This is a genomic window from Cyanobacterium aponinum PCC 10605, from assembly GCF_000317675.1.
GTDB lineage: Bacteria > Cyanobacteriota > Cyanobacteriia > Cyanobacteriales > Cyanobacteriaceae > PCC-10605.
Genome location: NC_019776.1, coordinates 390,026 through 402,947 on the forward strand (window position 1 = coordinate 390,026; position 12,922 = coordinate 402,947).

The window sequence follows — 12,922 nt, forward strand, 5'->3', positions numbered from 1 at the left end:
TTTCTCTAACACCTGCAACCTGAAACCTGACACCTGCCCTTATCCGATATTGTTAAACCGAACCGAGGTTTAATTTAAAGAGTCTAAAACGAATTGTAAACGGTTTTTATCTACTCCTTTTTGATGAAGTAATGACCATGTTTGTAATAAGTCTGGCCCGTGTAATTCTCCCGTTAAACCAACACGAAGCGATCGCATCACTAAACCTTTTTTAACATTTAAATCCTTAGTTATTTGTTTAATAATAACATTAGCAGAGTCAATGGTTAAATCCTCATTTAAACTATCAATAACTTGCTCTAAAACTTCTTTTACTCCAACAGAATGAATAAATTCTTGAGCTTCTGAGGATAAAGAAAAATCATTATTAAAAAACAATTGGGCTTCTTTTACCGCATCGGTTAAACGGGTTAAACTAGGGGCAATTAAAGCGGTAATTTCTAATAACCAATCTTTATCAGTATCAAGATTAAATTGATAACCAGCCTCTTGCCAATAAGAAGTTATTAAAGGTAATAAATCCTCCGCAGGCATTTGATGAAGATATTGACTATTAATCCAATCGAGTTTATCCCAATCAAACTTTGCCCCAGCCTTATTCACTCTTTCTAAACTAAACTTAGTCGCCGCTTCATCAAGGGTAAAAATTTCCTCTCCATCTGGGGAAGTCCATCCCAATAAAGTCATATAATTAGCAATAGCAGGAGCGACAAAACCCATTTTCCGAAAATCATCAATGGAAGTAACCCCATCTCGTTTGGACAGTTTTTTCCCTTCAGAATTCAAAATTAAGGGAGTGTGAGCAAATTCTGGGACTTTTCCCTCTAGGGCTTGATATAACAAAATCTGTTTTGCTGTATTGGCAATATGATCTTCTCCTCGAATTACGTGGGTAATATTCATATCTATATCATCCACCACTACCGCTAAATTATACAACGGTTGTCCGAAGCGATCGCCCTCTTTTTCAGGCATTCGGGCAATAACCATATCCCCCCCTAAATCACTACCCTGCCACGTTACAGAGCCTCTGATTAAGTCTTTCCAGACAATTTGTCGAGAATCATCAATTTTAAATCTAATCACAGGTTTACGCCCTTGGGCTTCAAATTCTGCAATTTCTTCAGGGGTTAAATTGCGGTGACGATTATCATAACGAGGAGCTTGATTATTAGCTTTTTGTTGCTCTCTCATTGCCTCTAATTCTTCGGGAGTGCAATAACAGGGATAAGCCAATCCTTTATTCAACAGAGTTTGAATGGCTTGACGATATAAGTCTAATCTTTCTGTTTGAAAAAAAGGACCTTCGTCCCAATTTAGTCCTAACCACTGTAAGCCTGATTTAATATTTTCAGTATATTCAGCCTTAGAGCGCTCTAAATCCGTATCTTCTACTCTTAGGATAAACGAACCTTGATAGCGATGGGCAAATAACCAATTAAAAACTGCTGTGCGTGCTGTGCCGATATGTAAATTACCTGTGGGAGATGGTGCAATTCTAACTCTAACGGACATAAAATTTAACAATCATAAATATTTCTTGCAGTCTTCTATTCTATCGAAATCACGGTGTTGGGGAGAAATAATTGGGTAAGAAGGAGATGTCAGGTGTCAAGTGTTAAGGTGTTAGGGTATTGGGGTGATGGGGTATTGGGGTGAGAGGGAGAAGCTAACTATTCACTATTCACTATTCACCTTTGCCCTTTGAGTTAAATTTCAAACAAATTTTCATATTTTTTATAGAGATATTGATAATCATATTGACTAGCTAAAGCAAAGGCATCTTTGCCAATCTTTTTCATATTATCTTGATTTTCTACTTTTAAACAATTGGCAATTATTTGAGGATATAAACTTAAATTATCTTCAATTAAAGCATGAATATCATTTTTAATCGGATAACCTCTAAAAGCAATATTTGTTCCTAAAATAACTTGAGAAAAACTCATAGCTTCCATTATTTTTAATGATGAACCTGTACCGTGTTGCATTGGTGCAATAATTAAATTTGCCTTTTGATAAATAATATTTAATAAGTCTAAATCAACTTTTCCTAGGGCAATAAAATTATTATTATTTTCAGGTTGACAGCAACTACCTATAACGATAAATTTACACTCAGGAAAATACTTTTCTTGGTAATATTGATGTGCGATCGATTTTATTTCTTTTACTGCTTCTAAATTGGGAAAATGACCACTACCAACAAATAAACAATAGTTTTCTTCTAGGAAAGGATAATTGTTTTTATATTTTTCTACTTGAAAATTATCCGTAATTTCTGTTGGTTGATGTATTTGAACTGGATTAGGAATCACAATACTGTTAATCTTAAATTGTTCTAAAAATTCTTTATCTTTTTCTGACACTGTAACTACTTGGTTGGCTTTTTTTAAGTTAACAATTTCTTCAGTTAAAAGAATATTATATAAGTTATTATTTTTTGATATTTGTTCACAGATAATATCATGGGCAGTAATAATTAATTTAACTTTTGCTTCTTGACATAATGGAGCTATTATACTACTCCAAAAAGGATATTCTAAAATAATAATATCAGCCCAATTTATTACTTTTTTTACTTGTTCTTCAAAAGTGCGATCGCATCTGAATTGATAATACATAGACAAACGCCAATCCTCCATAACACTATCAATATTTTCTGGAAAATAACTAGAATTGTTTTGTAAATCTTCAGGAGAATTGAAACTGTAAAAATGATCATAAATATGACCATAAATTTCTTTAACTAAAGATAAGTTATTAGAGTGCTGTTCAAAAAAAGTATAACGAGTATTGTTTAAAAATAAGTCTTTTTCTTTTCCTGTAGTAAATAACCAAATATTATGACCTTTTGCCCTTAAATAATCAATCAATAAACCGACTCTTTGACTTGCCCCTGCTTTCCTCTCTAAAATATCTTGCCAAGGATATAATATAGCAATTCTTTTTCCTAATTGATTATTATTAGTTACTTTGTTTTTGTCTATTTGGGCATTATTATTTTGCCATAATAATTGTTTTAAAAGAGTTTCATATTTATCTTGATTATTACCCCAGATAAAAGAATTTATCTTCGTCTTTTGCCAAGATTTTTCTTGAGAAGTTAAGGGATAAATATTTGGTAAAATATACCCTTCTAAGTGAGGATGAATATTTAAGATTTTGTCTCGATAATACTCCTTTGTTGCTATAATAACTTTTGCTTTACTAAATAATATTAATTCTTGATTCAACTCTTGTATATCAATATCATGATGATTGTCAATTGCTGACTGATAAGCCATTAATTCCGATACTTGACAGATGATATTGAGATCGGCAATTTTTTGATCATTAAATATATTATTTAGCAAAATTTGACTAGCAATAGAGTCTAAAATTATCCCATCTATATTTTGGGATGTGTAATAGTTAAGTAAATCATTACCTAGATATAAACTATTTATATCTACTAAATATTTGGTAAAAGTATTTTCTTGATGATAAAGACTTTTTAAATATTTTTGACTGTCTAAATTGTCTAAAAAACAGGGAGTAATATTTTTATAAATATAGTAAATATTAACTAAATTATAGTCAGATACATATTCATTAATGAGATTTTCAAAACTGCTTTTATCTAATTTACTTTGCAAAGAATATACTATTAGTGATAGCTGACAATTTTGAGAAGAAAGAAATTCTAAATTAGCTATTATTAACTGTTGATTTAACTCCAAATTTAGTAATTTATCTCCATCAACTATCAGTAAAAAATAAGACTTATGAGTTAATGGCTTACTCTCAATTTCTGAAATAGCAAAAGTATTTCTATCATCTTCTAATAATATAGGAGATAATATTGTTTTAATTAAAATATCTGTGGAGTTTTTCTTGCACCAACCAACACTAAATTTTTGTGCATTTTCCTGATAGATTGTCAAATTATTAATAATTTTAATAATTGCATCAGTAATTTGATGAGGAGAATCATAAATTATGCCTCTATTCTCATCAATTTGCTCACTTAACCATGTATCTTTAGGTACAATTACTGGCTTTCCTGCCGCCAATGACTCCGTTAAAACCCCCGAAGTTCGATAACGATAACTATAATTATCATAGGGAATAATCAACAAATCAGCACTATTTAAAAGTTGATAGTAAGCAGAAGTTGTCAGAGGATTTTTAATAATTTTGACTTTATCTTCAGGGTAGGTTTCTAATATTAAGCGACTGGTAACAATTTCTCGATCCTGATTATTAAAATTAGATTGAATAGTGATTTTGAGTTTATTATTAGATAAATAATCCTGCCACAAATTTTCAACGATTTCAGGTAAATATAAATATCCTTTTTCCTTTCTGGCATCTCCTAAAAATACTATATGTATGGGAGAATTATCATCTTTTTCTACTATATTTTCTTTTAATTTTTCTTGACGAAAAGGCACTGGAATTAATTTTAATTTGACGGGAGACAGACTATTATAACGGTTAACTAATTCCTCTGTGTCTGTATAAAATTCTATTTTATTGGGATATAATTTAGATTGATAAAATAATTCTAAGCAAGATTTTATTCCTATTCCTCGAGCATTTTTCACTAAATCATCGTCAATATCTCGTCTTAACATGATATGATAATGAGGATGGTTAATGGGTAGCATATCCCCTTGAAATCCCACCTTTTGAGACTGCAATAAATATAATAAATCTTCTATTTGTTCAATGCTAATGGTATGAATAAAAACCTGATCCTCAGAAGTTAGCTTTAACTTTTCAATAACTTTTTGTAGAGAATTAATAAAACTTTTACTATCTAAAACAATAAGCCTGGATAGAGAATTAGTAATAATTTTTGTGATAATAGAAAAAATAAATTTTATTACGCCGATACCAGTTTGTAATATTCCTAGTAAAGTATAATTAAATGGTATATTCTTCAGTAGTTTTAAATCTTCTTTTAACCATTGATTAAGACGATAAAAACTTCCTTCTACTTTTTCTAAAAAAATACTTAATTTAGGTTTAGTTGTCTTTAATATAAAAATTCGATATTTAATTTTCTCTTGATAGTTATTAAATAAATTACCAAGACTAAAATTGAGAAAAAATTGATAAATAGATGCAATATATTTTTTAACGCCAGTTAGTTTTCGGGTTGAATTGTTAAACCAATCTACCTCAAACTCAGAAATTACCCTAATTCCTTTTGGGTATAAAGAAGGAGGAAAGTTACGATTGGCAATAATAATCACCTCAAAATCCAATTTTTGTAAAGATTCTGCTATGGAAAAACTACACTCATAATGATGTCCTTGTAAATCTTGTAAAGAATGATCGATAATTATAAATCGTTTCACTGGATTTCAAAATTTTTAAATATGTTAAGAAGCAAGAGTCATCGCACTTAAATATAAACCAAAAGCAAGACCTATTTTAAAAGAGTTTAGTAAATCCGCCCACATTATTTTATTTCTGTTTTTACTACCTCCATAAACGATCATACTGGTAATCTCTGTAAAAATTAGATAAGTGGTTGCCATTGGCACATCCCATTTTCCTGCTTGAGCTAAACTTGTGGAAAGAAGGTCAGAAGTAATATACCCTGATAAAAAACCTATAATAACAAATGATAGTTTTCGCCAAGGGTTATTTAAAAAACTTTTTATTTGATTCGTAAAATTGCCAATGAGTAAGTTTAATCTCGTTTCCTGCATACTATTTTTTCTTCGTTTCTCTGTGCTTTTTCCCTTGCAAATAAAAATGACATCTTAATTTACTGATACTAATTGTTCTATATGATGTGCCATTTTTAAAGATGCACCTCGATCGCCTATTCTTTCTTTGCCATTTTTAACACATTTCTCTAAAAAATTGGAATTTTGTAATATTTCTTTAATTTTATCTGCCCCTTGCTCACATTTTTTCTCTATATCTTTATTATCTTCCACGGTAATCACATTTAAACCAAGTAACCTCATTTGCGCCTCAGCAAAGCGATAAGTAAATTGAGGACCTTCTCCGGGAATTTGTACTACAGGTTTACCTAAGCCCACAGCTTGTTCTACAGCGGTTCCAGCCATTCCTATTACCAGATTACATTGTAATAAAATATCGGCAAAAGCATCATAGTAAAGATGTATATTTATTTCTGTTCCGTTTATTTCTTTCTTCAAAATTCCTTGAGAATATTTCCAATCTATTTGTAAAGCTAAATCTCTTAAATCATTCTCCTTAATAGTGGAAACTAAAGCTGTATAAAATTGCCATTTACCGCCATATTTTTTCACCAGAATTTCACATACTTTCAATTCTAAAATTAAATTATTTAATGCTTCTGGGAATCTACTACCGGGTAATAAAGCTATCATCGGTAATTGGGGATTAATTGGTAAGTTATTTTTTGAAGAAACTAAAGTATCCATGATGGGGTAGCCTTCACAAATAACATTTTTAAATCCCTGTTTTTTCAAATCATCACGGGTAAATTCATCTTTAGTAAATATTTTTAAACAACGGTTAGAATTTAGTATCAACTTAGTTAAGAAAGGTAATTTTAAATGGTTTTCATAATAGCTAGAATTAGCAACTAGAAAGGAAACAAATTTTTTACCTGTCAAATAAGCAAAAAAAAGAGGTACAACATCTCCAACTGCTACGCAAAAATCATAATTATTTTTAATTCTATTAATAGTAACTATTTGTTGAATAGTTAAGGTAATTAAACCTGAAGTTAAATCCTTAATAAAATTAATCGGATTGAGATAAAAAATTCCCCCTGAAGGCATTTGTTGTAAAGGAGCAACAATAGGAATATTTTTGTTAAGATAAGACTTGCCTTCTCCGACAATAGGAAAACTATCTACCTGAAAATGTGGATTAAGAATCTTTAGTTTTTCTCCTATTAAACTAGAGTTTAAATCCTCTCCATGACCATTACTGATTAATAAAATTTTTTTTTGTGAACAGTTTTTATCAGAAAGCATGATTAACAATTATAAATAAAAACACTATTAAAGACTATAAAATTAATAAAAAACTTTAACTAACTGAGAAAAATTTAGAGATAAAATTTTCCTAAACTTACCTAAGTTTATCATCAAATGATTAAGAATATCAATGAAAAATCAGTATATTTACTGAAATTATAAAAAACACTAGATTAGTGTAAGAAAAAGTTAATTTTAGGAAAGTATAAAAGGGTTGTTTGAAAAACTCAAATTATGACCTTGTTAAGTATATTCTTCAATATTTCATTATTGTTGAGTAATATTAAGATTATAGTGCTATTCTTGAATATTGAAAGATAATAAAAGAAGACAAAAATATACAAAAATATAAATTTATTCAGTGGTTAAGATCTATTGATCTAGTCAATCATATACGACTAATATTCTACAAAAAATAAGGAGGGAAATAATGAGCTTAATATTTGCCCAATGGAATCCAGAATATTATACAGGAAATAAAAAAGTAGATGAAGAACATCGGCAATTATTTGAAATAGTAAATGAATTACATGATGCCATGAAGAAAGGTCATGGTAAGGATGTTTTACAACAGACTTTAGATAAACTAATTAAATATACTATTCAGCATTTTACTGATGAAGAAATGTTTATGTTATCTAAGCGCTATCCACGTTATCAAGAACATAAAAAAATTCATCAAGAATTAACCCAAAAAGTTAAAGAATTAAGAAATAAATTCATAGCAGGAAATGTCAATATAAATATTGAGTTATTACATTTTCTGAATCAATGGTTGGCACACCACATTAAGGGAGAAGATTTCAAGTTATTTAAGTATATTAGAGAACAAGAAGAGTTAAAATCAAAATCATTGATTAATTAATCTAATTTTGGCTCTATCACTTCTCGTCGTGTAAATTATTAGTGTTTGGTAGGCAAGAGGCAATAGGCAATAGGGGATTATTAAATAATAATTTATAAACTTTTAGTTTTTCTCTTACTATAAACACTATTCAATAAAGGTTATGGAAGTTATTTTTTATTAATTTATCATAACCACACTCTGAAGAACCCTATTTTTTTATCAATTGAACTAAATGTCGTTAATTTATCTTCAGGAATCTAAGATTGAAGCCAGTTTTTTAATTGCTATTTATGCTTTAAATATGGGGGATAATTTAGGTACAACTCTTGACTTATCCTCCGTAGAGTTTATTCCTCTTAAAATTGCCTTTTCTGTGCTTAATCATCTTTCTGTGGAAAGAGAAATTAATGATGAGTTTCATCAAAAAATATACAATGAATATAGTATTTACCCTGATAGTTTATCTCCGAGCGAAGGTGCGATCGCATTTTTCCCTTTATTTCTATTTTATTATGGAGATAATCGCAACTTAGATAAAAAATTAGAGTTAATAAAAGATAACTACTTTTCCTCAAATACTAATCTTAATAGTTGGAAAATATTAATTATAATTATTAATTTGATTTTGCAAAAAAAACTAGAAATAGATAAGATAACATTGCAAACAGTTTCTTTTTTAGAAAAATATACTTTAGAAGAATTAGAAGCAATAAAAATAGTGGAGCATTTAATCAGAGAAAAAATCTATTTAACTGAAGCCGAAAAAATATTACAAGCAAAAATTGATAACCATGAATTAGGAATTTATCAAGCTCTATATAGCTTTTTGTGCTTACCGAATAATATCCCTATGAGTTTATCAAGAAGCAAACAATTTATACACCAACAAGAGACTACAAGAATTTTAACAGGATTTTTATTAGGTTTATATAACGGTTATTCTCCCATATATTCCTTTGTAAATTTCACCTATCAAGAAAAAGCATTTGAGCAAATAATTGATCAATTTGTTGCCCAATGGCGAGGAAAAATAGCACAATAGAAAGAGTAAATCTATCACAAGATAATTAATTAAGTAAGAAAAATCTTCTTGCTTAACCATGAAAAATTGCCATACTGAAATATGAGTACAACCTTATCTTCATCTTTAACAGAATTAGACAATCAACTCTCTAACAGACACATCGACTTAGACCCTCAAGGATACTTTATCATTTATTTAAACAAGGATGCTGGATTAATCTGTGCTGACCACTACACAAATGCTATCAATGATCAAGGATTAGCAGTTGATCCAGATACAGGAGAAGTGATAGCCTGTAAGGGAGGAAAAGTAAGAAAGCCCACCACAACTTTTACGGGAAGAACAGCGAAAGAGATTTGCGTTAAGTTATTAGAAGAAAATGCCAATCCTCCTGTTAGTATGTTAGACCATGCCGCCTATCTGGGCAGGGAATTTATGAGGGCAGAATACGCACTGCAAACTGGAAAAGAATATATCCAAGATTAAATTACATTCAGGTTAGATAGGCTTCTCGCTTATTCTAACTCCCCATACTGCCCAATCTATTACGACTGATTTCTCCAACTAAGTTAAAATGAAGTATTGTTCACTGCGTTCATGGTAATATGACTTACACTACAGAAGAATTAATCCACTTTTTAGAATTAGAATTGAGAGCAACATGGGGTGGAAAAAGATTAATTTTTAATGCAGAAGAAAAGTTAGATAATCCTGTAGTTGCTAAAGCGGTGGATTTAGAAAAAATGAGTCGGGTGTTTGTATTTCGAGATTTTAGGCAACAGATTCATGAGTATCAACAAAAACACCAAGTATCAGGAGTGGTATGGCGAAAAGTTACATTTAAAGGACAGACCATTAGCTTTCCCGAAATTCATAATCAATTAATTCCCATTGAGGGAGATAAGGAGATTTTAATTGATGCAAAATTCCCGGTGATCGAATTTTGGCAAAAAGTAACAGAGGGCTTAAAATACTATTTAAGTGGCGATCGCACTTCTCCTATTACAGAAAGTATTTTAGAAGAATTATATCAAGAAGCCCAATGGGCAGAAATAGACGCAGGAAAAGAAGAAGTATATCTGGGTTTATGTTGGGGAAATCCCAAAGAATATATATATAAATGGGCAAAACCAGAATCAGGATTTCATCGTATCATCGCCGCCGAAAATACCCCTAGCACAATTAATATTTAACCCCGGTTGAGCTTAAGAATATCGGATAAGGGCAGGTTGCAGGTTGCAGGTTTCAGGTTTAGCAAAGTAATAATTGAGTTAAGTATCGAAAATAGACAAAGATGCACTGTTATATAAAAAATGTACTTCATAAACTTGGAAATTGCTATATAAAGAATTATTAAACAAAGGTTAAGATGGTGTTTAATCTCGATCGTTATCCCCATAGTTATCAAGCAGAAAACTATTATAACGAGCATAATTATTAATACTGAGGAGGAAAATCCATGAACGCATCAGAAAAAGCTAAAGGATTAGAAACCACCAGCAAAATAGCATCCATCGTTAACCTATTTAAACAAAATTTCCCCGATGCCAAAGCTGACTTAAAACCTTGGCAAAATGATCCTGATACCATTAATTTAGTAGATCCAGACTCCATTGATATTGGTTTTCACTTTCCGGGATGGAGTCGTAGTTTACAAAGTAGAAGTATATTAGTTCAAATTAGGTTTCATCGAGACTCGGAAGAAGAAACTCATCATTTCATCGGCATTGAAACCGCAGGATTCACCCATGCAGGAGAAGTATGGCGACTTTCCACCATTGATAATTGGCAATTAGAAGGAAAATATCTTCCCACAGAAGAAATCACAAATAAACTGAAAGAATTCTGTCGTGGAGTCTTTCAACTTTTCTAACTCTTGCCTCTTACCTATCCCTCCGAAACTACTTTTTTTCTTAACCCCAAGTATTAAGATTTATGATCTTTTTCAACAAAATGTAACATTCCTTAAGTCAGAGAGAGAGTCCAAATTAGGTTAAACTAATCATATAAATCAAGAAAAATCCTTAATATAAAATGAGCATAGTTAGTCAAGTTATTCTCAAAGCAGATGATGAACTGCGTTATCCTAGTAGCGGTGAGTTACAAGGGATAAAATCCTTTTTAGAGACAGGTTTACTCAGAGTTAAAATAGCTGAAACCTTATCAGAAAATGAGAAAAAAATTGTGGAAAAAGCCAGTCAGGAATTATTTAAAAAACGTCCTGATTTTCGTGCTCCCGGCGGTAATGCGGCTGGACAAAAACAATATAATCAGTGTATAAGAGATTTCGGTTGGTATTTACGTTTAGCAACCTATGGAGTTTTGGCAGGAGACAAAGAACCTATTGAGAAAATTGGCTTAATTGGTGCAAAAGAAATGTATAATTCTCTCGGTGTGCCTTTACCCGGAATGGTTGAATCTATTCGTTGTTTGAAAACCGCCGCTTTAGCCTTATTATCCAAAGAAGAAGCAGAAGAAACAGCCCCTTATTTTGACTATATGATTCAGTATATGTCTTAAACTTTAGTCGGGTTGACTGTATTTTCTTACACTATAGAAATTATTTCATCTGATTAATATTTATATTGTCTTCTGTTGAAAATAGTTGATTGTTGTAGTTACTGGTTGATTTTTGATTAAAAACTTAATAAATAATATTAATAAAAAAGTTTGAATTTCCTATTATGCCGAGAAAAAACAACTCTTTAGAAAAAGATGATTATAATTCTTGGCTTAACTCTAATTTACTCGTTTCTCTTTCTCTTTTTCTCTGTACTTATACAGTTTTAGGATGGGCGATCGCATCTACTGCTGGATTTTGGTTATTTCTTTTAGAGCAACAAAATATTTCTCTAACCTTTTTAATAGAACAGGATTCTCTACTATTTATCATTAAAATAGTTGCTTTATTTGTTATTATTACAATTTCTCTTTTTTTAAGTACACCTGTTGCCTTAATCACCTTTGTTTTTGAAGAAAGTATTAACTCAGATATAAAAGCCTTTATTGCCATTCTATTTTGGTCAGTTTTATTAGTTTTTATTTTTTGTTCCTTTGAATATTTCGCTGATTTATTAGTTGTTACCGCAGTCAATATACTATTTCGTCTGGATTTACAAAAATTAAAATATCCCCGTTGGGTTGTTAGATTAATCATTTTCACCCTAGCTTTTCTCTCTTTCATGAGCGGAGTTTATCTTTTTGACCATTTCAACTCCGGTAACATTACAGATAGTTATCTTAATTAGGATTATGGGCGAAGGGCAAACCCCCCTTTATCCCCCCTCGAGAGGGGGGAGGGCAAAGGTAATTAACAATCAATAATTCGTAATGATGTACTTTAATTTAAGAATTAATTTCTTCTTAATACACCAGTACTCCAATGCCCCCAAGTCTCTACTTCACCAACAACCTGACACCTGCAACCTGCAACCTCTTTTCTAACATCTAAATCAATAATTCCGTCTGTTCAAGATGCCCCATTCAAGGTAGGATAGAGAATGTGTGGCTCAAAATCACAAACTATCTTCTTATCTATCTCCCGAAATTAAAAAATCAATTTCATGACTCACACTTTTCTTTTAGAATCAGGCAGTTGGATAATAAAAGGCACATGGTTAGACAAAAATCAACAATCAAATCCATTTAAAGGTGCAATTATCATTAATTGGGAACAATCGAACTGGTTTTCAATGCAGATGAAAATAGTATTCCCGCAAAATGTACCTCAAAGTGGGTCTTTCCAAAATCGTCCTGAAATTATTTTTGAGTATAAAGGATTAATACCATCAAATCGAAGCCGATATGCCTATGTTTTAAAAAGAAGTGACCTAGAAAAAATAGAGGGAGAAGGATGGATTAGCAATGATTCTATAATTCAAAGATATTGGGTGTTAGGAAATACTCGCCGTTTAAACGGTTTTGAAACCTTTTTTTGTCTTGACGAAAATACATATCATTTAACCAGTGGTATGATGACTGGAAATAATCTCCTTTACACTTTTGAAGGAATATTAGACAGACACGGATAAAAAAAGTGATGATATAAGTCAAAATAAAAATAGATAAGATTCA

At 30.8% G+C, this 12,922-nt stretch carries 12 protein-coding genes; 8 read left to right on the forward strand and 4 right to left on the reverse strand.

Features of this window, described 5'->3' with window-relative positions; all coding sequences use genetic code 11:
- Window positions 1-69: 69 nt before the first annotated feature.
- The 4 genes from gltX to CYAN10605_RS01565 form a co-directional block, all read right to left on the reverse strand.
- The gene (gene gltX, locus CYAN10605_RS01550; protein WP_015218181.1) at window positions 70-1,515 is read right to left on the reverse strand and encodes a glutamate--tRNA ligase; all 1,446 of its coding nucleotides are present in this window, start codon (window positions 1,513-1,515) and stop codon (window positions 70-72) included.
- Window positions 1,516-1,709: 194 nt separating this feature from the next.
- On the reverse strand, window positions 1,710-5,348 hold the full coding sequence (locus tag CYAN10605_RS01555; RefSeq protein WP_015218182.1) for a glycosyltransferase: 3,639 nt from the start codon (window positions 5,346-5,348) through the stop codon (window positions 1,710-1,712).
- A gap of 24 nt (window positions 5,349-5,372) precedes the next feature.
- Window positions 5,373-5,705, reverse strand: a complete 333-nt coding sequence (locus CYAN10605_RS01560) for a DUF565 domain-containing protein (RefSeq protein WP_015218183.1) — start codon at window positions 5,703-5,705, stop codon at window positions 5,373-5,375.
- Between the two features lie 54 nt (window positions 5,706-5,759).
- Window positions 5,760-6,974 carry a lipid-A-disaccharide synthase-related protein gene (locus tag CYAN10605_RS01565; protein WP_015218184.1) on the reverse strand — a complete coding sequence of 405 codons (1,215 nt, stop codon included), beginning with the start codon at window positions 6,972-6,974 and terminating at the stop codon, window positions 5,760-5,762.
- A 433-nt stretch (window positions 6,975-7,407) separates the two neighbouring features.
- Here CYAN10605_RS01565 and CYAN10605_RS01570 point away from each other — a divergent pair, with 433 nt between their 5' ends.
- From CYAN10605_RS01570 to CYAN10605_RS01605, 8 genes are all read left to right on the forward strand, one after another.
- On the forward strand, window positions 7,408-7,842 hold the full coding sequence (locus CYAN10605_RS01570) for a bacteriohemerythrin (protein WP_015218185.1): 435 nt from the start codon (window positions 7,408-7,410) through the stop codon (window positions 7,840-7,842).
- A 214-nt stretch (window positions 7,843-8,056) separates the two neighbouring features.
- Window positions 8,057-8,866, forward strand: a complete 810-nt coding sequence (locus CYAN10605_RS01575; RefSeq protein WP_015218186.1) for a hypothetical protein — start codon at window positions 8,057-8,059, stop codon at window positions 8,864-8,866.
- An 81-nt stretch (window positions 8,867-8,947) separates the two neighbouring features.
- Window positions 8,948-9,334, forward strand: a complete 387-nt coding sequence (locus CYAN10605_RS01580; protein WP_015218187.1) for a DUF4346 domain-containing protein — start codon at window positions 8,948-8,950, stop codon at window positions 9,332-9,334.
- Window positions 9,335-9,453: 119 nt separating this feature from the next.
- Window positions 9,454-10,041: a hypothetical protein gene (locus CYAN10605_RS01585; protein WP_015218188.1), complete on the forward strand. Its 588-nt coding sequence runs from the start codon at window positions 9,454-9,456 to the stop codon at window positions 10,039-10,041.
- A gap of 266 nt (window positions 10,042-10,307) precedes the next feature.
- Complete coding sequence (locus CYAN10605_RS01590; protein WP_015218189.1) at window positions 10,308-10,721, forward strand: Tery_1686 family protein; 414 nt, start codon at window positions 10,308-10,310, stop codon at window positions 10,719-10,721.
- A 161-nt stretch (window positions 10,722-10,882) separates the two neighbouring features.
- The gene (locus CYAN10605_RS01595; RefSeq protein ID WP_015218190.1) at window positions 10,883-11,368 is read left to right on the forward strand and encodes an allophycocyanin subunit alpha-B; all 486 of its coding nucleotides are present in this window, start codon (window positions 10,883-10,885) and stop codon (window positions 11,366-11,368) included.
- A 164-nt stretch (window positions 11,369-11,532) separates the two neighbouring features.
- Window positions 11,533-12,096, forward strand: a complete 564-nt coding sequence (locus tag CYAN10605_RS01600) for a hypothetical protein (RefSeq protein ID WP_015218191.1) — start codon at window positions 11,533-11,535, stop codon at window positions 12,094-12,096.
- A 315-nt stretch (window positions 12,097-12,411) separates the two neighbouring features.
- Window positions 12,412-12,879 (forward strand): hypothetical protein, encoded by a 468-nt coding sequence (locus tag CYAN10605_RS01605; RefSeq protein ID WP_015218192.1) that lies wholly within the window; start codon window positions 12,412-12,414, stop codon window positions 12,877-12,879.
- Window positions 12,880-12,922: the final 43 nt, after the last annotated feature.